We start from the raw sequence: 20,700 nt of genomic DNA on the forward strand, positions 1-20,700 counted from the left end.
GTTAGTCCTCCTTGACCCCAAAGCGTTCTTCAAGCTTTTTCATTTGCCATGAATAAAAGAAGATTAAAAGAATAAAACACAAAATTGAACCTTGTTGCCCGAACCAAAAACCCAAGTCAGCACCGCCGAATTGGATGCCTGCAAGCATTGGTCTAAGCCAAATGGCAAAGCCAAGTGAAACAAGTGCCCAAATAATTAAACAGATAGTAATGATTCGGACGTTGGCTGCCCAATATCCGCTGATATCATGATTTTGATGTTCATGTTGTGACATAGATCACTCCTTATCAAAGGAGCAGGGTATGGCCTATCATCAATGTGACGTGTGAGCTAATCCCTGCTTACAATTTTCCTTTTTACAACCTGATTTGGTGATGATAAAACTAGCCGATTGACAGTTAGCTAGACAAATCAGATGGTCATAGCATAGCACAACTTTCATCAATTGCAATATCTGTGTATGAATTTTTTACAAAAAGTTTCTACTGTGTGGCTAAGTTTATCTCAAATTTATCTTTGCTAAATCTTTAAATTTTTTATGTAATATATAAGTACTCTATCAATTAATAAATTAATAAAAATAGTTATCAAAAAATAATAAATCTTATTTACATAAAAAAGATAATGGATTATAATTTTTTAATTGTTACAGTTTTATCACTTTTATTTACAAATTATTTACTCATACTTTCATCTTGAGGTTTAACAATGAGCCAGCCTTTGGTAATGTACAAAAAAAACCAACTCAAAAAATATCTGTTATCGATACTTGTACCACTTTTAATGATTCAAAATGCCCAAACTCATGCCAACGATGATGCCAAACACAAGCTTCCAGAGATTCAATTAGAAGCCGAAACAGTCATTACAACTACTACACCTAAAATCATCGGTCAAACGGTTGTTGATGATGAGACGCTTTCACGAAATATGGTCTCTGATGGTCGTGATTTGGTTAGGCACGAAACAGGCATTACGGTTGTGGAAGCAGGGCGATTTGGCACCAGTGGTTATGCAATTCGTGGTGTTGATGAGAACCGTGTTGCGGTGATGATTGATGGGCTGCGTCAGGCAGAAACTTTGGCATCTCAAGGATTTAAAGAGCTTTTTGAGGGGTATGGTAATTTTAATAATACCAGAAACAGTGTTGAGTTTGAAAATGTCAAAAAAGCCACCATCAAAAAAGGTGCTGATTCTGTCACAGCAGGCAGCGGTGCTTTAGGTGGTGCGGTGATATTTGAAACCAAAGAAGCCAAGGATTATTTGACCGAAAAAAATTGGCATGTAGGTTTAAAAACGGGTTATTCTGATGTGGATAACCAAAAACTTGGTAGTGCAACTTTAGCGGGGCGATTGGGTGGGTTTGATGCCTTGCTGATTGCCACACGCCGAGACAAAAACGAAACTAAGAACCATGGTTATCGCCATTATGACGCCACCACTCAGGGTAGAACTCGTGAAAAACCTGACCCTTATGATATCAACCAAAAAAGTACGCTCCTAAAATTGGGCTATACTGCTCATGATAACCACCGTTTTGAGATTGGTTTGGATGATACCAAACGACTGACCCGAGGTCATGATTTTTCTTATACTTTAAAATATTCTCCCATAACTGAGTATGATGAGGTGGAATTGCGTCATACTGGCGATGAAACCAATCGTAGGGCTTTTGTTGCATCTTACACCAATACCACGCCTAACCCATTATGGGATGAAGCTTCTATAAAACTGACCAAACAAGACATTAACATAAAAGCACGCACAGATGATTATTGTGATGGTGAGCATTGTCAAGCACTGAGCAACCCATTAGGATTACAGCTTAAAGATGGTAAAGTTGTGGATAAAAATGGCAATCCTTTAACGGTTGCTGCAGGTGAAAATGGTAAAGCCGAGCTTCATGCGAATGGTAAAGTGTATTCAGATTTTGATAGCAGGCGTGTTGATCAGTATTGGTTTGATTGTGATGTCTTTGATTGTGATAGCCCAGTTGATGCTTATGAAGCAAACTATGGCAGATTTGTTCGTACCACTAAGGTAAACTTGGATCGCAAAAAAACTGATCCTAATACCAATAAAACTTACGCAACGACTTCTCAGTATTCTCATAAGATACTGATGCCATTTCCGTCAAGCCAAGGGTATTTAGAAAATTTATATTCTGATCGTGATTTAAATACCAATACCAAGCAGATTAATATTGACTTTAAAAAGTGGCTGGATAAAGGCAGTGCATCTCATCACATAACTTATGGTGCAAACTATGAAACAACCGAAAAATCCATGGTCAATAAATCTGGATACAATGCTTGGTCATCGACTTGGTGGAGTGATAAAACCTTAGGCTGGGATTTTAGTGAAAAACTTCGTACCTGTGATAACTCATCAACATTTAATGGTCTGTTATGCCCAAGACACAATACTTTTTCATTTTTAATTCCTGTAAAAACTAAAGATGGCTCGGTTTACCTAAATGACTCTGTCTTGATTGGTGATCGGGTTCGTTTGGGATTGGGATATCGCTATAACCGCATCAAATATCAGCCAAATTATATACCTGGACAAACTGCCAAAATTCCAGATGATTTGGTCAAAGGCTTATTCATTCCACTACCAAACAATGATGTTGGCGAAGAACCAAAATGGTGGAGTTCAAAATACAGTGGTAGAAACGACCCAAAATTTAGAACCGATTTGGCGGATTATAATGCCAAAAAAGAGGCGTATGAGACCAAACTTGCCCAAAACCCTGCAGAAAATATTGCTTATATTGGGCAACCCAAAACCCATTCACAGCATTCATACAGTATCTCACCTGCGTTTGATGTGACCAAAAATATCAATTTACAGGTCAAGTATTCTAAAGGCTTTAGAATGCCAACAATTGATGAGATTTATTTTACCTTTCAGCATCCTGATATTACCATTAAACCTAATGTGGATTTAAAGCCTGAAATTGCCAAAACCAAAGAGCTGGCAGTGACAGTGCATGGTCAATATGGCTTTATCTCTGGCAGTGTTTTTGAAACCAAATATACCGATTTTATTGATTTTGTTTTCCGTGGTTTGGAGGATATTGAAAGAAAAAGTTCCAGAAAGTGGCCAGTTTATCAAAGCATGAATCGGCAAAGTGCCAAAGCAGAGGGTATTGAAATTAATTCTGTACTAAAATTAGGTGAGCTGGTACCTGCCATAAATGGAACACAGCTCAGCTATAAGATGACACGCCAAAAAGGTCGTGCTGATGGTAATATTCCGATGAATGCCATTCAGCCTGACACCTCGGTTTTTGGCATTGGTTATGATGCTAAGAATGAAAAATTTGGTGGAAATTTGTACATTACCCGTGTCAGTGCCAAAAAGGCTGAAGATACCTACAATCTATTTTGGAAAGAGGAGCAAGCAAAAGATAGTACGCTTAGATGGAGAAGTGGCGGTTATACGACGGTTGATTTAACAGGTTATTATAAACCCACCAAAAACCTGACGCTGCAACTGGGTGCGTATAATCTGACCAATAAAAAATATATGACTTGGGATTCGGCGCGCTCAATTCGACCATTTGGTACCAGCAACATGATTGATAAAAGAAATGACAAGGGGATTAATCGTTTCTTAGCACCTAGGCGTAACTTCAAGGTGAGTTTGGAGTATGTGTTTTGATTAACTAAGCTATTCAACGGGTCAATTAACCAAAACCACCTAAGATAGCACTCTTGGGTGGTTTATGATTTTAATGATGCGTGTGATCGTCATAAATCAGCTTGCACTAAAAAACCTTTGGACTGCCAAAGGTTTTTTAATTTATAAATCAAGTAATTAAGACGGACTGCCAAGCTGAATCTTAGGCTCAACCACCAGCGCATCAGGATCGCCAGCCACACGCTCACGCTTGACAAATAAGAAGAACGCCGCAGTGGTCACCACAGTCAGACCGATGCCAATATACACAGACAGCTGATAATCCAGACCAAAGCCGATCTTATTATACGCCAAGAAAGTATAACACGCAGCCGTCATAAAGATGGCAGGAATGGTACAAATCCAGTGCATCTTACGATAGCGATACAGATAGCCTGCCGCTGTCCACAGCATGACGACGGCGACGGTTTGGTTTGCCCAGCTAAAGTAGCGCCATAGAATTTGAAAGTCCACTTTTGAGACGGCAAAGCCGATCACAAATAATGGAATGGCAATGAAAAGACGTCTCATCAAGGTGTGCTGTTCCATATTGAAAAATTCAGCGATGATCAAGCGCGCGGCACGAAATGCGGTATCGCCTGAAGTGATGGGTAAGATCACCACCCCAAGTACTGCAAATACACCACCAATGGCACCTAAGAAATAAATTGAGCTGTCATAAACCACCTTTGATGGCGAGCCTGCCGCAATGGCTTCTTGAAGTGATACCAAATCTGGATAAAATGACATGCCAACAGCACACCAAACCAATGCAATAATCCCTTCAGCAATCATAGCGCCATAAAAAATAAAGCGACCTTCAGATTCATTCATGGCACAGCGAGCCATCAGCGGTGTCTGTGTGGCATGAAAGCCAGACAGTGCGCCGCAAGTGATGGTTAAAAACAGTAAAGGCCAAATTGGTAAATCACCTTTGGGCTGTAAGTTTGACATGAATTTTTCAACCGACAATCCATCAATAGAGCCAAAGAAGCTGGCAGTGCCTGAGCCCAGATGATTACTGACCAAGCCATACATCATGCCAAGCGACATGAATAGCAAAAGCCCGCCAAAAAATGGATAAACGCGTCCAATGATTTTGTCAATCGGTAATAAGGTAGCGATGATGTAATACACAAAAATCACTGTCGTCCACGCAATCAAAATCCCTTCTTTGGCCATCCCAAAGGCAGTCGCAGCGGCTGCGGTATCCGTACTGGCTGCTTGAGTACTACCGCTGCCAAAGACATCCAATGTAATCGTACTAAGTAGCTGAGCGGGACTTGCAACAAACACCACGCCAACCAGTACAAGCAAAACGACCGCTAAGACATTAATAAATGCTTTGATCGGCGCACCAAGATATTTGCCTGTCAAATAGGGCATGGAAGCACCGCCGTTACGCACAGACAGCATGCCGCACATATAATCATGCACTGCACCTGCAAAAATACACCCAAGTACAATCCAAAGCATTGCCACAGGACCATACAATGCGCCTAAAATAGGACCAGTGCCAGCGATATTTAGCAGCTAAATCAACCAAATTTTGGTTTTTGACATGGGTACATAGTCCACGCCATCTGCCATTGTGTAGGCGGGGGTATTTTTGTTTGGGTTAATGACGAAAATTTTTTCGACAACTTTACCGTAAATAAAGTAGCCGACCAACAAAACGGCGACACAAAAAAAGAACCATAACATGAAAAATCATCCAAACTGACCAGTATAAACCGTCCATCTTAAGCCTTTGGCGCTGATAGACTCCACAAGGTTTTAGTATAAAATAACGAAAATTGATTAAAATGTAAAGAATATTATCTGAGTTTGTCTATATCAATTATAGGTGTTTGATTATTAAGATAATTAAAATAAATAAAAATCCATTTTAATGCTGAAACATTAAGATAAAATGACCCCAAAATCACAAGTCAATTACTTAACCAGTTTTAAATCACAGCCAATCTTAACATAAAAGCCTGATTAGCTCCCAAAAAATCCGTCCAAAAAAGGACGGATTTTAAGGTGCATAAGCTGATTATTTACTCATAGTTTTCAATGCTTGGGCATGAACAAATGAGATTTTTATCGCCATAGACATCGTCGACGCGTCCTACAGATGGCCAGAATTTGTGCGCTTTGATGTAGTCTAGTGGGAAGGCGGCTTCTTCTCGGCTATACGGACGATTCCACTCGCCAGTGATGACGGCTTGGGTGTGTGGTGCGTTCACCAGTGGATTATTGTCCAGACTCCAACCGTCCTGACCTGCCTGAACTTTTAAGGCTTCTTGCTTAATTTGCTTTAATGCACTGATAAAGCGATCAAGCTCAGCTTTGCTTTCAGATTCGGTAGGCTCAATCATCAGCGTGCCTGCCACAGGGAATGACATGGTCGGCGCATGAAAACCATAATCCATCAAGCGCTTAGCAATGTCAGTCTCAGAGATGCCTGTTTCTGCCTTCAATGGGCGGATGTCGATGATGCATTCGTGCGCGACACGACCATTGTTACCAGTATATAAAACTGGATAATCTTCGCTAAGCTTGGTGGCGATATAGTTGGCATTGAGTAGTGCTTGTTTGGTTGCTGCTAACAGACCATCACGACCCATCATAGTAATGTACATCCATGAGATTGGTAAAATACTTGCCGAACCATAAGGTGCCGCCGATACCGCTGATTGCTCAGATTGGGCATTAAACACAGGGGCGACGCTGTGGCTTGAGATGAATGGCGCTAAGTGTGATTTTAGTCCAATCGGGCCCATGCCGGGACCGCCGCCACCATGTGGAATACAGAAGGTTTTGTGTAGGTTCATGTGTAGTACGTCTGCACCGACATCAGCTGGCTGCATGATACCCACTTGCGCATTCATATTAGCACCGTCCATATAGACCTGTCCGCCGTGAGCGTGAATCATGTCGCAAATATCACGAATACCTTCTTCAAAAACCCCATGCGTTGAAGGATAAGTGATCATCAAGGCGCCCAGTTTATCGCTGTGCTCATCGCATTTGGCTTTTAGATCATCAATATCCACATTACCATTATCATCAGTTGCAACCACAACCACTTTCATGCCCATCATCTGAGCAGTGGCAGGGTTAGTGCCGTGTGCCGAACGAGGGATTAGGCAGACATCACGCTCAGTTTGACCCAAGCTTTCATGATAACGGCGAATGGTGAGCAAGCCGGCATATTCGCCAGAAGCGCCTGAATTTGGCTGCATGGAGATTTCATCAAACCCTGTGATGGCTTTGAGCTGAGTTTGTAGGCTGTCGATCATCTCGATATAGCCCTCGGTATCGCTTTTGGGTGCAAAAGGATGCACACCCGCAAACTCACTCCAAGTAATCGGCAGCATCTCGCTGGTAGCGTTCAGCTTCATAGTGCATGAACCCAGCGAAATCATTGAGCGATTCATGGCAAGGTCTTTATCTTCAAGCGACTTCAGATAGCGAAGCATCTGATGCTCGGTGTGATGGCTGTTAAAGACAGGGTGGGTTAAGATCTCATCTTGTCTTAATAGATCACCTAATTGAACCTGCACGGCATCAAGACTGCCGTTGGCGCCAAAGATTTGGCAAAGTTCATCAAATTCGACTTCGTCGGTAAGCTCATGAAAAGAAACCGAAATACCGCCATTGGTATGCTGCCATAGGTTATAGCCTTTGTCTTTGGCAGCTTTATAAATCGCTTCTGCTTGATCGCCGCACTCAACCAATACCGTATCAAAAAATACATCATGACGAACTGCCAGACCAGCTTTCTTAACTGACTCAGCAAAGGCAGTCGCTAAGGCGTGGATGCGCGTAGCAATACGCTTAAGGCCTACAGGTCCGTGATAGACGGCGTACATACCTGTCAAATTGGCAAGTAAGACTTGAGAGGTGCAAATGTTTGAATTGGCTTTTTCGCGGCGGATATGCTGCTCGCGCGTCTGAAGCGCCATACGAAGCGCGGTGTTACCTTGAGCATCTTTAGAGACGCCGATGATACGACCAGGAGCGGAGCGTTTGTCTTTATCTTTAAAAGCAAAGTAAGCCGCGTGCGGACCCCCAAAGCCCATCGGAATACCAAAACGCTGTGTGCTACCTAAAGCAATGTCAGCGCCCATATCAGCAGGGGATTTGAGTAGCACCAAGCTCATGATGTCGCTTGCGACAATCGCATAAGCGCCTTTTTGTTTGACTGATGCGATGATAGAGCTTAGGTCAAGCACGTCGCCGTCTTTACCGACATATTGGAAAAACGCGCCAAAAAATTCGCCATTTTGCGCAGTATCAAAGTCACCTACCACAACCTCAAAGCCAAAATATTTGGCGCGAGTTTGAATGACATCTAAGGTTTGCGGATAAGTGCGCTCATCCACAAAGAATTGGTTTGATTTTGATTTGCTGACACGCTTAGCCATCGCCATCGCCTCAGCAGCAGCCGTCGCTTCGTCCAGTAGGCTTGCGCCTGCCAAGTCCATGCCTGTCAGATCAATACATACTTGCTGAAAGTTCAACAAAGCTTCTAGGCGACCTTGAGAAATCTCAGCTTGATACGGCGTGTAGGCGGTGTACCAGCCTGGATTTTCTAGCACATTGCGCTGAATGACAGCAGGTAGGCGCGCAGGCGAATAACCTTGACCGATATAACTTTTGGCGACGGTGATTTTGTCTGCCATTTTGCGTAGTTTGGCCAAAGCATTGTGTTCACTCATCGCCGTTGGCAAATCCAAATCCTTATTCAGGCGTACCGCCTTAGGCACCACGGCATCAATAAAGCTGTCTAGATCATCAAAGCCAACTGTTTTTAATAAATCTTGTTGCTCACTTTCATCTTTGCCAAGATGGCGATGCACAAAGGCATTTTCATAAAATAATTCAGAAAAATTGTTAAAAGTCATGGTCATTCCTCGTGATAAAATCCAAAACTCAGCGTTTAAATTGATTAGCCATTAGACAGTTCAACAAAACCCAATGGCTAATCAATTTAAACAAGGGCAAAATGCACTTTTGCCCTTGTTTACTAAGGCAAATGCTTATAGTGAGTTTTCGTACTCATCGCTGGTCATCAAGCCATCATAATCAGCAGGATTGGCAGGCTTGATTTTAAAGAACCAAGCTTTGCCATATGGGTCTTCGTTAGCAAGCTCTGGGTTATCCACCAGCTCTTCGTTGATTTCTACGATTTCTCCAGAAATGGGCGCGTAGACATCCGAAGCGGCTTTGACCGATTCAACCACTGCGATTTCTTCATCTGCAGTCACTTCACGGCCCACTTCAGGCAGCTCAACGAATACCACGTCGCCCAAAGCGTCTTGAGCATGGTCGGTGATACCAACGGTGATGATACCGTCATCTTCAAGTTTTAGCCATTCGTGGCTGGCAACATATTTTAAATCAGCGGGGATATTACTCATGGGTCTCTCCTGTGAGTTTGGTGAATTAAATGGGGGTTAATGGGTTAAAAGGGTGTACTTAAAAGCGGTGTACAAGGATTGTCAAGCTATTGATAGACGCATTGTTTGCTTGCTTCATCATAACGACCGCCATCATCTAAGCATCTGTCTTTGGCATCACAGCCTACCAATAATAAAATAACCAAACCTGTACATAGGTATTTCATATGATTTCAATTCCTAAATCAATTTCTAAACATAATAAAACGAACATAAAGACCCAAAAGCACCTTTGATGCTTTTGGTCAGTTTTTCGGTGTACAATCAATCAAACTGCTTTTGACCATTTCTAACAAAGGGCAGTTTTAATACTCGCACATCCACTTCTTTACCACGCATGATGACTTTGGCAGTATCGCCTGTAAAATCGGCTGGCACACGGGCGATGGCGATAGATTGCTTTAGGGTTGGGCTAAAGACACCGCTTGTGGTGATGCCATCGCCTTTATCGGTAACGACGGTCATACCATCACGCAGCACGCCACCTTTGCCTGTTTGCAAAAGCCCAACCTGCTTGACTGTGACGCCATTATTTTTTAGGGTGGTTAGGGCAGATTTACCCACAAACTCACGCTCGCCATTTTTAAGATCCACTGTCCATGCCATGCCTGCTTCTAGTGGACTGGTCTCATCGTCCATGTCATTACCATATAGGTTCATGCCTGCTTCCATGCGCAGTGTATCTCGAGCGCCCAAGCCGCAAGGCTGCACCCCGACATCTGCTAGAGCTTTAAAAAACGCTTCTGCTTGATCGGCGGGTAGGATCACTTCTACGCCATCTTCGCCAGTATAGCCTGTGCGAGCCACAAACCACTCATCACCCATATCTGCACCGACAAATGGCTTGAGTCCATCCACAGTCTCCGCCCATTCAGATTTGACAGTCAGTAGCTTTTCGATGGCTTTTGGACCTTGGATAGCAATCATCGCAAGCTCGTAGCGTGGCGTAATGGTTACGCCAAATACTTCACCGATTTTGGCAAATTGAGCGGAGTCTTTTTCACGAGTTGCGCCATTTGACACGATGCGATAAGTGGTTTCATCTTCGCTCATCAGATAGACGATCAAATCGTCAATGACGCCGCCGTTATCGTTTAGCATGGCTGAATACAGTGCTTTGCCCACAAAACCTAACTTAGCAACATCATTGGCAAGTAATTTTTGAAAAAAAGCTTTGGCTTGATCGCCGGTGATATCAGTTACCAGCATGTGTGAGACATCAAACATCCCTGCGTCGGTGCGCACGGCTTCATGTTCGACGATCTGAGAGCCATAATTGACAGGCAGCTCCCAACCGCCAAAGTCGATTAATTTGCCACCAAAGGCAAGATGGGCATCATAAAGAGGGGTGCGTTGTGGAGCGGTCATGGTCAATTCCTTAGCCTGATTGAGTGCAAAATAATGGGGTATTATCCTTAGAATAACACCTAAAATAAGCACCCCATCTGTCCTTTGACCTGAGATTTTCAATGATTTTGTATGATATGATTTGGCATACAGTCATCATTTTCTTCCCTTCGGTAGGTGAATTTCACCATTCTCCAGATTGTGTTGGCAAGTATTTGCCGAGATTTTCAGTCCTGTGACCTGAGCGATTATGGGGAATGCGTGCCAAGCTGCACGACAGTTTGCGCCTTCGGTGGTATTTTGAAAACGTCCTGTTCAAAATACACTCTCCTGAAAATCAAAACACCCTTATTATGGAAAATAATGCTACAATTTACAAGTGAAATTTTGAGCTTTTTAAAAATAATTGGCAAAATACACTGGGCTGACTCAAAATGATTCATGTGAATCAGTAATATTATAAAAAAGTTCATTTGATTAATTGTATCTATATTAACATTTTATTAAGGAATTTTGAATGCACTGCGATGTTTATAAATTTCCAAAAAACGAAGGCTGGTATGTGTATATCGCGCGTCCTGATTACCCGAATGACACCCAAGAGCTCAAAGACTGGCTGGGTGTTTTACCGACGGTGATGCGCGCTAAGCTTGGCTTGGGTCAGTTTGTGATGCATTTAGACTTGGCATCAAGACAAAAACTGGCTCAAGCAGACATTGAACAGGTTAAAGCTAAGCTTAATGAGCAGGGCTATTATGTACAAGCGCCGCCATCAGAGATGCTCGCTGCTCAAGCACTGATGAAGGCTAAAGAAGCTCAAGATAAGAAATTTGATTGAGTTTAACAATTTGATTTTTCATCAGATTTTTAAATATCACCAATTTTAACAACATTTTTATGCTTGAATTATTAAAAAGCGTGTTAAAATAAATCAATTTTATTTTTGGTCAAAATCAATGAATTGGTTAAAAAATCTACCGCTTGAGCAAATCGGTGAAGCGCTGGCAGGCTTTTTTAGCTTTTGGGGTCGACTGACGGAGGGTGTGCCTGCAGGTCAGTTACCGCTCATCGTTTATGTCGTCTGCTGTGGATTGGTGCTGCTTTTATGGCTAGTTATTATGCGCCTAATACCCCGACCTTTTAAGGGGATTAGTTTGGTCGTCTTGGCAGCGGTCATGTTTGCACCAGGACAAGCAGCAGGGGATACAGGTGAGATTGCGCCTGCGATGATTGGGGTATTTCATGCCATATTGATGAAGGATTTTGGTGCTGCGCTTGGGGCAGCGGTGCCGATATTTGCGGCGCTCGCCGCTTTATTGGTGGTGGGTGCAGCTTGGCAGATGGCTCGGGGTGCGATTGCGGCTAATGCTGAAAAAGAAGTGCAGGCGCTGCACATCCAGCAGCAAAAGCGCTTACTGGATTCTGACCGATCAAACTAAGTTAAGTATGACAAAAAGCTGCTTTCGGCGGCTTTTTTTATGGCTATTTTTAATGATTGATGCACTGAGCTAATATTAATACTTATTAATGGTGTAGCACATTAATGCCTAATAAAGATGCCATCATCGCTTCAAAATTTAATTTTAGCTTGAATGTTTTAAAATTTGGTGTATAATATACGCCTTGTGACTATTATATAAGCTCACATCTCCTTGCTATCATCATAAGATGGTGGCTGTTTTAATCCGTAGGGAGTCCTTATGAGACATTATGAAGTGGTGCTACTGGTTCATCCAGATCAAAGCAACCAAGTTGCCGACATGGTAACCAAATACCGTACATTGGTAGAAGATAATGGCGGCTCAAACCACCGTCTAGAAGATTGGGGTCGTCGTCAATTGGCCTATCCAATCAATAAGATTCACAAAGCACACTATGTTTTGTTAAACATTGAGTGTAACGAAGAAACTTTGGCTCAGCTTGAAGAGCTGTTCAAATATAACGATGCCATCATCCGTAGCCTAGTTATCCGTCGCGACTCTGCAATCACTGAGCAATCACCATTGGCGAAGGAAGCAGAAGATAAGCGCACTCGTAAAGCTAACCGCCGTAATGACGTTCGCACCGAGCAAGGTGAGAACGACGCTGACAGCGATAACTAATTAAGGAGATTTCATCATGGCACGTTTCTATCGTCGTCGTAAATTCTGCCGTTTCACCGCTGAAGGCATCACTCACATCGACTATAAAGATGTTGAACTTTTGAAGCAATATATCAGCGAAAATGGCAAAATCGTTCCTAGCCGTATTACTGGTACTTCAAACAAATATCAGCGTCAGCTAGCAGTTGCTATCAAACAAGCTCGTTATTTGGCACTATTGCCATATACCGACAACCACAAGTAATTAACGGAGAAAAATCATGCAAGTTATTCTATTACAGCGTGTCGTTAATCTTGGTAAACTTGGCGAGACTGTTGATGTTAAAGCGGGTTACGGTCGTAACTACCTAATCCCACAAGGTAAAGCATTGCCTGCAACTGAAGCTAATTTGGCTAAGTTTGAAGCTCGCCGTGCTGAGCTTGAAGCCTTGGAAGCTGAAGAATTGGCAGCGGCTAATGCACGTGCTGAAGCATTGACTGATGTTAATGTGATCATGCGTGCTAAGTCTGGTGACGAAGGCAAGCTATTTGGTTCTATCGGTGCTCGCGATATCGCTGATGCATTGACAAAATCTGGCTTGGAAGTTGATCGCTCAGAAGTTAAGATGCCTGAAGGTGCTTTCCGTCAAGTTGGCGAGTATAAAGTGACTATCCAGTTGCATCATGATGTCAGCGCTGACATCGTTGTGACCATCTTGTCAGAAGATGCACCAACCGCTGAAGAAGACGATAACGAATAATTGTAAGAATTTTTTTGTTATCTAAAAACCCCTAAAGGTCATACTTTAGGGGTTTTTTATTAGCATAGTTAGACTGCCGAAATTGGATAGTCTTTTACTGCTTGGATAAGTCAGTTGATGACAAACAGTAGGTGGCGACAGCTTTTGACAAAGTATAAATTCTTATTAAAAATTTAATAAAAACCATTATCATAAAAATTAATGGTTGTACACCTTGTTTACACAAAGGGTACAACTCCCAATAAATATCATTACAAAAATTGCGGAATTGATCTTCTGACAAGTGATATAATACAGTCATAAAATATCGCATAGAAAGTTCATGCGATTAGAAAGTTCATGCGATTTTGTATGACAGATAGTGAGACCGACATATTTTATTGACTAATTTTTAACCATCGACTCTAAATTTTTGAATTTCAGTAATCTAAGGTCGCCCATATACTCAACCAAAAGTGATGATTATGAAAGCGCCAAAGTCCAAACTCAGTTTAACAACTTCACTACTCATTTTGACTTCAGCCGTAGCAGTCTTTTCTTTTTCTGCTTGCTATCAGATTGGGGATGTAGTAAATGAGGCGGCAACTGAGGCAACACAGCAGCACCCAATCAGAACTCCTAAGCAAACTTCTAAATTAAATGCCTACGAAAATTCAACCTATCAAACAGCAACTGATGAGCTACTTAAAGCTTATAACTGGACATTGGTGTCGGCTGAGGTGCAAGGTGCGCCCATCCATAGTTATGAAAAGATCATTGAGGATCGAGCGGGTAGTTTGATTTTCTCAAATCGCGGTGCATATTTTACTGTGGGTTGTAATCACAATTTCCAAAATTATCAATTATCTGAAGGTCGGTTATCAGTCAGTCAAAGAGTCTCTACTTTAATGGCTTGTCATTCTTCTAGCGATGATCTACCCAATCTGGCTCAAATAGAATCAAAGCTTGCGCAGGATTTGAATGACTCAACCCTGAAAATTAAAACCAATCCTGATGATTACACAGCCACATTGTTGCTCCAAAAAGGCGCTCAAGTGCTGTCTTGGCAGGGTGATATGAAGCCCGAAGTTCGTTTTGGTGAGCCGGTTTTACTGTTTTGGGAAATTGAGCCAGAAAAAATTAACTGCGTTGATGAAAGTGGTAAAGAGCGTCAATGCCTAAAAGTTCGCAATGTCACTTATAATGAGCAAGGCATTAAGACTGGGTCTGGTGCATGGCGTACTTTTTATGGTGAGATTCATGGGTACGAATATCAGCCGAATTTGCGTCAAATCGTTCGCCTAAATGCCTATAATAATCCTAAGAGTAAAGAAAACCCGTATTATATCTACGACAGATCGGTTGAGATTCATTATCTGGATATTCCAGTATCTCAATAAATAACTTTACACCAAAGGTATTATAGGATCTGAGTTGCATGCGTCATCAGCCAATCTACAAAGCTGCGTACTGCAGCAAATGCGTCTCGATTCTTATAATAAATCAAAGAAATGGGTACAGGATCAATTTTCTAATCACCCAATAGCTCAACCAGTTCAGGATGTTTGTCTGCACTGGTTTTGCACATTTTACCCACACCCAATCCTTTTATGATCATGTCATCAACCATGGTATAGTCATTACAGCCGATATACGCGTTTGGACTGACCTTGACGGTTTTATGATCTTGACTGAAGTGCCAAGGCATACTAAGTGTTTGGGCGATGATTTTATGCTTATATAAGTCGCTAGGCGTCTTTGGTACGCCGTATTTCGATAAGTATTCCGCAGTGGCGTAGATGCCAAACTCCATCATCATCCATGTTCTTGTAACGATATTGTCGTTTTGGATGGTCCCCACACGGATTGAGATATCAATGCCATCTTGGATCATATTGATTTTTTGTTGACTAAAATTGATATCCAAAGAAACCCTAGGATAAGCTGCCAAATATCCATCTAGTAACGGTATCAGATAGCGATGACCGATATCAGCAGCCACAGAGATGCGCAGCAGTCCCGTGGGTTCTTCAAGCTCCTTATGGATGCTGCTGATAGCATTATCTGCTTCTTTGAGCATATTTTGGGCATGCTCAAAAAATCGCTCACCAAGTTCATTGAGAGTGACGCTTTTTTACCGCAATTTAGTAGCTGTGTACCAAGCGTATTTTCTAGATGAGTCAATCTACGACTCAGCTTAGAGACTGCAATACCAGTCAATTCTGAGACAGAGCTTAAACTGCCTGCCTGAACCATGGACACAAACAATCGGATATCATCAAGACTGGGCTAAACCATAATATTTCTATACAACTTATCAAGGTGGAGATGGCAAAGTGTAGCTTGCTATTTCTTTAAAATCGATGGTATTCATAAAATTTTGTCTTTAGAATGCGCTAGCAAACATAACATTCAACCAGATTTTGCCATACAGGGTAATGTGCGTTAGTTAATTCTATCGTATCATAAAATTCGGCTACCATAAGATAAAACTTTGAAAACTAAACTTAATTAAAGCCGAATTGAGCGACAAATTGATATCAAACTTTGCAAAAAATAGAAAATAATGTTTTATCAATAATCTTGTTCAAGATGAATTTTCTCGGCATAATATTCACCATCAATACTGATTGCGATAAAACGATCAACCAATTTCATCTCGCGCAACGAGAGCAAATATTTAAGGAAATGACATCATGACAAAACAAGTTGCAGTATTAATCGGTAGCACGAGCAAGACTTCTGTAAACAAGTTGGCGTTTAAATATCTTGAGTCTGTTGCTCCTGCCTCACTACAATTCAAAGTGGTTGAAATCGCAGATCTTCCACTATATGACCGTGATTTGGATGAGCAAGATGTACCTGCTTATAACCGTTTCCGCGAAGAAATCAAAGCAGCTGACGCTATCCTATGGATCAGCCCAGAGCACAATGGCGGTCCTTCAGCAATGATCAAAAACGCCATCGACATCGCATCACGCCCAATGGGTCAAAGCGTTTGGACTGGCAAGCCACTAGGCCTAATCAGCGTCAATGCTAACGGTAGCTCACGTGTAACAGATCAGCTTCGCACCATCGCGACAAGCCCAGCACTAAATATGCCAACCCTACCATTTGGTGCATACTTCGGCGGTATCTTCGCTGGCGCGTTCAATGAGCAAGGCGAGCTGGTTTCTGAGCATGGCAAAGCGACTTTGGAAGGCTTTATCAATGCTTGTGCTGAGTTCATCGAAAAGTTCTAATTTCGATTATCAGTTATCACACTGATGGATGAGTGAATAATAACCACCCAATTTAGGGTGGTTATTTTCTTTTACAAAGTAAGCTACCCATTGATTTAAAATTCGGCTACAATAGACAAATCTTTGTCTCATGGCTTTGTGTATGCCAGCAAAAAAACCTTTAAAAAACCCAATTAATAACAGCTTAATAAAAAATAAGATCCATATCATCATCGAAGGGACAGACACGCCTGCCGGTAAGCTATTTGATGTGTTGATCTTGGTGGCGATCGTCACCAGTGTTTTAGTGGTCATGTTTGATAGCGTGCTGTTTTTGCGCTTACAATATGGGCGTTTATTTTTTGTTGCTGAGTGGTTTTTTACGGTCTTATTTACCATTGAGTATGCACTGCGTCTTTATTCATCACCGAATCGTCGTCGATACGTGACCAGTTTTTATGGCGTAGTTGATCTATTGGCGTTATTGCCCACTTATCTGAGTCTATTTTTTGCGGGCACGCATTATTTGCTGGTTGTTCGGATTCTTAGAATTCTTAGGATTTTTCGCGTCTTTCGGCTAAAATCCTATATGCAGCAAGCGGGATTTTTGGCAGCCGCCTTTAAGACGAGCCAGCATAAAATTACAGTATTTTTCTTATCACTGCTTTTGCTGGTCACCATCTTTGGTTCGGTTTTGTATGTCGTTGAAGGTCCTGAAAATGGCTTTACAAGCATTCCTTTATCAATCTACTGGGCAGTTGTGACATTGACGACGGTGGGTTATGGTGATATTTCACCAAAAACGCCGATAGGACAGGCGATTGCAAGCATGGTGATGATCACCGGTTACGCCATCATTGCTGTACCGACAGGCATTTTTACTGCTGAGCTAACGCGAACCATGCGCCCACAGCTGCAGCCAATTTCTTGTCCAAATTGCGGTAAATTTGGACATGCTACCAATGCCAAGTTCTGTGACCGCTGCGGTCATGATTTACACGTGTGACAGATGAATTTTTCAACATTTTGGCAAAATGCGCCTTTATCCTTTGTATTAATACTTAGCTTTATTGGCTTAGCGATCGTGCAGTTTTTGATGGGCGTGGATATTGATACGCCAAGCACGCGCGATTTACTGCGATTTGGTGCCAATTTTATGCCACTGTCGATGACCAGTGAGCCTTGGCGGTTAATTAGCAGTGGGTTCTTGCACATTGGTGTACTGCATTTGTTATTTAATAGCTTTGCAATGTATTATTTTGGGCAAGTGACTGAGATTGTCATCGGCTCGACGTATTTTGGGGTTTTGTTCATTTTAGCTGTGGTGGGTGGTAACCTGCTGGGGGATTATTTGGCATGGCAGGCTGTATTTTTGGGCACGCCTCCACCTATCAGCGCTGGGGCATCTGGTGGTATCATGGGATTGGGTGCTTTTTTGTTCTCGCTTGCGCTGCTGCGTGCGCCCATCGGATTTAAGCTAAATACCAAAAACTTGGGCTTTGTCATGGCAATTAACTTATTGATGGGTTTTGCTGTTGATGGCGTTGATAATGCAGGGCATATTGGTGGTGCGCTTGTTGGCTTTATTATTGGTGTGATTTATAGTCGTGCTCTGTCTCGTGGTCGGCGCGCCGATCGAGTTTTGAATGGTGCGATGGTAGCCATCGTGGCGCTTTTTATGGTGATTTGGTATTGGCTGCATTGGCAAATCATGGCGGTGATTGGTTGATTCAACCCATAATAAAATCCCATCAAGGCGAGCTGATGGGATTGATTCATTGGATTTTACTATTTATCACGTAAAATCTGCGTGCCGACACCTTCTTCGGTGAATATCTCAAGCAAACATGCGTGCGGCACACGACCATCAACGATAGTCACGCTGCGTAATCCTGATTTGATGGCTTCAAGTGCGCCCTCGATCTTGGGAATCATACCGCCTGAAATGGTACCATCAGCAATCAGGTTATCAATATCTTTGGTGGATAAATGGGTAAGTACATTGCCTTGTTTATCCAGTACACCTTTAATATTAGTTAATAAAAGTAAGCGCTCAGCCCCTAGGAACTCAGCAACACGGCTAGCAACCAAATCTGCATTGATATTATAAGTATCGCCATTGGCATCTACCCCAAGCGGTGCGATGACTGGAATAAAGTCACTGGCAATCAGCATGTCAATCACATCTTTATTAACCGACTCAACTTCCCCCACGAAGCCCAAATCCACCTCTTGGCAGCTGCCATCATCGTTGAGCTTTTGCATATACAGTTTTTTTGCCAAAATCAAATTGGCGTCTTTGCCTGTCATGCCGATGGCTTTACCACCGTGTTTATTAATCAGACTTACGATGGATTTATTCACTTGACCGCCAAGCACCATCTCAACGACATCCATGGTGGATTTGTCAGTGACACGCATACCGTCGATACGCTCGCTTTCACGCCCAAGCTCGGCCAATAAACTGTCCACCTGCGGACCGCCGCCATGCACCACAACAGGATGAATGCCCACAGTTTTTAGTAGCGCAATGTCTCTGGCAAAGGAGCTTTCAAGCATAGGGTCGGTCATGGCATTGCCACCATATTTGACCACGATCAGCTTATCTTTGTATTTTTGGATATAAGGCAGGGCGGTGGTGATGACTTCAGCCGTGATTTTGGCATCTTCTAGCGTCAAAGACATAACAGATTCCTGATGACAGTTGTTAAAAGTGATTATATCATGAATAACTTAATGGCGACCAGAAGACCCAAAACCACCTGATCCACGAGTGCTGATATCACTAAAAGTATCAACAATCTCAAAGTCAGGACGCATTATAGGAACAATGACATATTGTGCCATTCTTTCGGCAGGCTTAAGTTCAAAGTCGGTATCGCTACGATTCCATATCGAGACCATCAGCTCACCTTGATAGTCAGAATCAATCAAGCCAACCAAATTACCAAGTACAATGCCGTGCTTATGACCAAGTCCAGACCTAGGGAGAATTAGCCCAGCAAAATTAGGGTCGCTGATATAAATGGATAATCCAGTGCCAATAAGCTTGGTTTCTCCTGCGGCAATAATCATTGGCTCATCAATACAGGCTCGCAAGTCAATCCCTGCTGAGCCTGCGGTAGCATGCGTTGGTAGGGGAAAGTCTGGATGAGAGCCAATTTTGGGATTAAGGATTTTGACTTGTACGCTTTTCATAGGGACCGCTTATTTGATGGTTTTTAAGGCTATCATGATTGAATTTTTATGCAATTTTTGTCAAGACCTTTGCCTATCGTTGATGAAATGATAAGAATAAAGCCCGATTATGATCGAGCTTTAAAGTATCAATCTGTCACTTAGGCATTGCCTTCGTCATTTTGGGTTTCTAGCTGACTTTGTAAGAAAGCTTGTTCAAAATTCACAGGTGCAAGTAATAACTGCGGGAAGCTACCACGCGTTACGATATCGCTGATGGCTTCTCGAGCATAAGGGAATAAAATATTTGGGCAATACGCTTGTAGCAAATGTGGCATGTCTGCTTCAGGGATATTACGCATCAAAAAAATACCTGCTTGCTGAACTTCAGCGATGAACGCAACCGACTCACCAAGCTTGGCAGTTACGCTGACAGTGAGTACTACTTCTTTATAGTCTTCATCTAAATCGTTATCGCTTGTGCTGATGCTGACATCAGTTTCAGGTTGCCATTGTTTGGTAAATACTTCGGTATTTGGCACTTCAAACGAAATGTCTTTTGTGTAGATACGCTCTAAACCGAGCTGTGGCTGAAGTTCTTCAGACATGATAATTCCTTAAATGTGTGTTATTTATAGATTAATTTGTATATTAAAAATGGCTAAATGATTATGCCAAAAGCTCATCAAGTTTGCCATCGGCATTTAATTTATTAAGCTGATCAAAACCGCCAATGAAATTATCACCAATAAAGATTTGTGGGACAGTACGATAGCCATCGGTTTTGGCTGAGAGTGCTTCACGATCCTCAGCATTGATATCATACATGCTAATCTCGTCATAAGCGACAGATTTATTATTCAAAAGTTGCTTGGCAGCCAAACAATAAGGGCAAGTCGGTGTGGTATAGATGGTTACTTTTTGCATTGTCATTTCCATTAAAATAGGTTCATATCTTATATAAGGCTTGTCATTAATATTTCAAGGCTTATTGATAAGA

General features: G+C 42.2%; 21 protein-coding genes, 1 pseudogene and 2 riboswitches. Of the genes and pseudogenes, 10 read left to right on the forward strand and 12 right to left on the reverse strand.

Annotated elements, in window-relative coordinates:
• Position 1: 1 nt before the first annotated feature.
• The gene (locus AO382_RS00980) at positions 2 to 274 is read right to left on the reverse strand and encodes a DUF4212 domain-containing protein (RefSeq protein ID WP_064611984.1); all 273 of its coding nucleotides are present in this window, start codon (positions 272 to 274) and stop codon (positions 2 to 4) included.
• 434 nt (positions 275 to 708) lie between these two features.
• On the opposite strand from AO382_RS00980, the gene AO382_RS00985 reads away from it, so the two are divergent.
• Positions 709 to 3,666, forward strand: coding sequence for a TonB-dependent hemoglobin/transferrin/lactoferrin family receptor (locus tag AO382_RS00985; protein WP_064617398.1), 2,958 nt, complete (start codon positions 709 to 711; stop codon positions 3,664 to 3,666).
• Between the two features lie 156 nt (positions 3,667 to 3,822).
• Here AO382_RS00985 and AO382_RS00990 read toward each other — a convergent pair whose 3' ends face one another.
• From AO382_RS00990 to gcvT, 5 genes and pseudogenes are all read right to left on the reverse strand, one after another.
• Complete coding sequence (locus AO382_RS00990; protein ID WP_264753395.1) at positions 3,823 to 4,866, reverse strand: carbon starvation CstA family protein; 1,044 nt, start codon at positions 4,864 to 4,866, stop codon at positions 3,823 to 3,825.
• 87 nt (positions 4,867 to 4,953) lie between these two features.
• Positions 4,954 to 5,388: pseudogene (locus AO382_RS11215) on the reverse strand (carbon starvation CstA family protein); the annotation flags it as partial.
• Between the two features lie 338 nt (positions 5,389 to 5,726).
• On the reverse strand, positions 5,727 to 8,579 hold the full coding sequence (gene gcvP / locus AO382_RS00995; protein ID WP_064617889.1) for an aminomethyl-transferring glycine dehydrogenase: 2,853 nt from the start codon (positions 8,577 to 8,579) through the stop codon (positions 5,727 to 5,729).
• Between the two features lie 135 nt (positions 8,580 to 8,714).
• On the reverse strand, positions 8,715 to 9,095 hold the full coding sequence (gene gcvH, locus AO382_RS01000) for a glycine cleavage system protein GcvH (protein ID WP_064611980.1): 381 nt from the start codon (positions 9,093 to 9,095) through the stop codon (positions 8,715 to 8,717).
• A 303-nt stretch (positions 9,096 to 9,398) separates the two neighbouring features.
• Positions 9,399 to 10,502 carry a glycine cleavage system aminomethyltransferase GcvT gene (gene gcvT, locus AO382_RS01005; RefSeq protein WP_064617400.1) on the reverse strand — a complete coding sequence of 368 codons (1,104 nt, stop codon included), beginning with the start codon at positions 10,500 to 10,502 and terminating at the stop codon, positions 9,399 to 9,401.
• Between the two features lie 67 nt (positions 10,503 to 10,569).
• Positions 10,570 to 10,689: riboswitch (glycine riboswitch) on the reverse strand.
• A gap of 10 nt (positions 10,690 to 10,699) precedes the next feature.
• A riboswitch (glycine riboswitch) is annotated at positions 10,700 to 10,824 on the reverse strand.
• Positions 10,825 to 10,998: 174 nt separating this feature from the next.
• Here gcvT and AO382_RS01010 point away from each other — a divergent pair.
• The 6 genes from AO382_RS01010 (at position 10,999) to AO382_RS01035 (ending at position 14,702) form a co-directional block, all read left to right on the forward strand.
• Complete coding sequence (locus AO382_RS01010; RefSeq protein WP_064617402.1) at positions 10,999 to 11,319, forward strand: YcgL domain-containing protein; 321 nt, start codon at positions 10,999 to 11,001, stop codon at positions 11,317 to 11,319.
• Positions 11,320 to 11,437: 118 nt separating this feature from the next.
• Entirely contained in the window at positions 11,438 to 11,920 is a 483-nt protein-coding gene (locus tag AO382_RS01015) for a hypothetical protein (RefSeq protein ID WP_064617404.1), read from the forward strand.
• Between the two features lie 261 nt (positions 11,921 to 12,181).
• On the forward strand, positions 12,182 to 12,583 hold the full coding sequence (gene rpsF, locus AO382_RS01020; protein WP_049235695.1) for a 30S ribosomal protein S6: 402 nt from the start codon (positions 12,182 to 12,184) through the stop codon (positions 12,581 to 12,583).
• Between the two features lie 16 nt (positions 12,584 to 12,599).
• On the forward strand, positions 12,600 to 12,827 hold the full coding sequence (rpsR, locus tag AO382_RS01025) for a 30S ribosomal protein S18 (protein ID WP_049235696.1): 228 nt from the start codon (positions 12,600 to 12,602) through the stop codon (positions 12,825 to 12,827).
• Positions 12,828 to 12,843: 16 nt separating this feature from the next.
• Positions 12,844 to 13,323 (forward strand): 50S ribosomal protein L9, encoded by a 480-nt coding sequence (gene rplI, locus AO382_RS01030; RefSeq protein ID WP_049235697.1) that lies wholly within the window; start codon positions 12,844 to 12,846, stop codon positions 13,321 to 13,323.
• Between the two features lie 464 nt (positions 13,324 to 13,787).
• Positions 13,788 to 14,702 carry an META domain-containing protein gene (locus AO382_RS01035; protein ID WP_064617407.1) on the forward strand — a complete coding sequence of 305 codons (915 nt, stop codon included), beginning with the start codon at positions 13,788 to 13,790 and terminating at the stop codon, positions 14,700 to 14,702.
• Between the two features lie 131 nt (positions 14,703 to 14,833).
• Here AO382_RS01035 and AO382_RS10840 read toward each other — a convergent pair whose 3' ends face one another.
• Entirely contained in the window at positions 14,834 to 15,382 is a 549-nt protein-coding gene (locus AO382_RS10840; protein ID WP_201030203.1) for a substrate binding domain-containing protein, read from the reverse strand.
• The gene (locus AO382_RS11400; RefSeq protein WP_404933104.1) at positions 15,274 to 15,576 is read right to left on the reverse strand and encodes a LysR family transcriptional regulator; all 303 of its coding nucleotides are present in this window, start codon (positions 15,574 to 15,576) and stop codon (positions 15,274 to 15,276) included. The genes AO382_RS10840 and AO382_RS11400 overlap by 109 nt, the downstream gene beginning before the upstream one ends.
• Positions 15,577 to 15,998: 422 nt before the next feature.
• Between AO382_RS11400 and AO382_RS01045 the strand changes: the two genes are divergently transcribed.
• The 3 genes from AO382_RS01045 (at position 15,999) to AO382_RS01055 (ending at position 18,252) form a co-directional block, all read left to right on the forward strand.
• Positions 15,999 to 16,544 (forward strand): NADPH-dependent FMN reductase, encoded by a 546-nt coding sequence (locus tag AO382_RS01045; RefSeq protein ID WP_064617410.1) that lies wholly within the window; start codon positions 15,999 to 16,001, stop codon positions 16,542 to 16,544.
• A gap of 142 nt (positions 16,545 to 16,686) precedes the next feature.
• The gene (locus AO382_RS01050; protein ID WP_064611966.1) at positions 16,687 to 17,529 is read left to right on the forward strand and encodes an ion transporter; all 843 of its coding nucleotides are present in this window, start codon (positions 16,687 to 16,689) and stop codon (positions 17,527 to 17,529) included.
• 3 nt (positions 17,530 to 17,532) lie between these two features.
• Entirely contained in the window at positions 17,533 to 18,252 is a 720-nt protein-coding gene (locus AO382_RS01055; protein WP_064611965.1) for a rhomboid family intramembrane serine protease, read from the forward strand.
• A 59-nt stretch (positions 18,253 to 18,311) separates the two neighbouring features.
• Here the strand turns inward: AO382_RS01055 and argB are convergent, their stop codons facing one another.
• The 4 genes from argB to grxC form a co-directional block, all read right to left on the reverse strand.
• Complete coding sequence (argB, locus tag AO382_RS01060) at positions 18,312 to 19,208, reverse strand: acetylglutamate kinase (RefSeq protein ID WP_064617414.1); 897 nt, start codon at positions 19,206 to 19,208, stop codon at positions 18,312 to 18,314.
• A gap of 48 nt (positions 19,209 to 19,256) precedes the next feature.
• The gene (gene dut, locus AO382_RS01065; RefSeq protein WP_064617417.1) at positions 19,257 to 19,721 is read right to left on the reverse strand and encodes a dUTP diphosphatase; all 465 of its coding nucleotides are present in this window, start codon (positions 19,719 to 19,721) and stop codon (positions 19,257 to 19,259) included.
• A 140-nt stretch (positions 19,722 to 19,861) separates the two neighbouring features.
• Positions 19,862 to 20,308: a protein-export chaperone SecB gene (secB, locus tag AO382_RS01070; RefSeq protein ID WP_003657482.1), complete on the reverse strand. Its 447-nt coding sequence runs from the start codon at positions 20,306 to 20,308 to the stop codon at positions 19,862 to 19,864.
• Positions 20,309 to 20,369: 61 nt separating this feature from the next.
• On the reverse strand, positions 20,370 to 20,627 hold the full coding sequence (grxC, locus tag AO382_RS01075) for a glutaredoxin 3 (protein ID WP_064611961.1): 258 nt from the start codon (positions 20,625 to 20,627) through the stop codon (positions 20,370 to 20,372).
• Positions 20,628 to 20,700 lie beyond the last annotated feature (73 nt).

This window comes from Moraxella catarrhalis, from assembly GCF_001656295.1.
Lineage (GTDB): Bacteria > Pseudomonadota > Gammaproteobacteria > Pseudomonadales > Moraxellaceae > Moraxella > Moraxella veridica.

Bases quoted from the DNA above. Each gene is read 5' to 3' on its own strand.
- secB (WP_003657482.1), bottom strand. From the start codon at position 20,308: ATGTCTGAAGAACTTCAGCCACAGCTCGGTTTAGAGCGTATCTACACA.
- AO382_RS00990 (WP_264753395.1), bottom strand. From the start codon at position 4,866: ATGGCCAAAGAAGGGATTTTGATTGCGTGGACGACAGTGATTTTTGTG.
- AO382_RS01035 (WP_064617407.1), top strand. From the start codon at position 13,788: ATGAAAGCGCCAAAGTCCAAACTCAGTTTAACAACTTCACTACTCATT.
- dut (WP_064617417.1), bottom strand. From the start codon at position 19,721: ATGAAAAGCGTACAAGTCAAAATCCTTAATCCCAAAATTGGCTCTCAT.
- AO382_RS01045 (WP_064617410.1), top strand. From the start codon at position 15,999: ATGACAAAACAAGTTGCAGTATTAATCGGTAGCACGAGCAAGACTTCT.
- grxC (WP_064611961.1), bottom strand. From the start codon at position 20,627: ATGCAAAAAGTAACCATCTATACCACACCGACTTGCCCTTATTGTTTG.
- argB (WP_064617414.1), bottom strand. From the start codon at position 19,208: ATGTCTTTGACGCTAGAAGATGCCAAAATCACGGCTGAAGTCATCACC.
- rpsR (WP_049235696.1), top strand. From the start codon at position 12,600: ATGGCACGTTTCTATCGTCGTCGTAAATTCTGCCGTTTCACCGCTGAA.
- gcvH (WP_064611980.1), bottom strand. From the start codon at position 9,095: ATGAGTAATATCCCCGCTGATTTAAAATATGTTGCCAGCCACGAATGG.
- rplI (WP_049235697.1), top strand. From the start codon at position 12,844: ATGCAAGTTATTCTATTACAGCGTGTCGTTAATCTTGGTAAACTTGGC.
- AO382_RS01050 (WP_064611966.1), top strand. From the start codon at position 16,687: ATGCCAGCAAAAAAACCTTTAAAAAACCCAATTAATAACAGCTTAATA.
- AO382_RS10840 (WP_201030203.1), bottom strand. From the start codon at position 15,382: ATGCTCAAAGAAGCAGATAATGCTATCAGCAGCATCCATAAGGAGCTT.
- AO382_RS01015 (WP_064617404.1), top strand. From the start codon at position 11,438: ATGAATTGGTTAAAAAATCTACCGCTTGAGCAAATCGGTGAAGCGCTG.
- gcvP (WP_064617889.1), bottom strand. From the start codon at position 8,579: ATGACTTTTAACAATTTTTCTGAATTATTTTATGAAAATGCCTTTGTG.
- AO382_RS00980 (WP_064611984.1), bottom strand. From the start codon at position 274: ATGTCACAACATGAACATCAAAATCATGATATCAGCGGATATTGGGCA.
- gcvT (WP_064617400.1), bottom strand. From the start codon at position 10,502: ATGACCGCTCCACAACGCACCCCTCTTTATGATGCCCATCTTGCCTTT.
- AO382_RS01010 (WP_064617402.1), top strand. From the start codon at position 10,999: ATGCACTGCGATGTTTATAAATTTCCAAAAAACGAAGGCTGGTATGTG.
- AO382_RS01055 (WP_064611965.1), top strand. From the start codon at position 17,533: ATGAATTTTTCAACATTTTGGCAAAATGCGCCTTTATCCTTTGTATTA.
- AO382_RS00985 (WP_064617398.1), top strand. From the start codon at position 709: ATGAGCCAGCCTTTGGTAATGTACAAAAAAAACCAACTCAAAAAATAT.
- rpsF (WP_049235695.1), top strand. From the start codon at position 12,182: ATGAGACATTATGAAGTGGTGCTACTGGTTCATCCAGATCAAAGCAAC.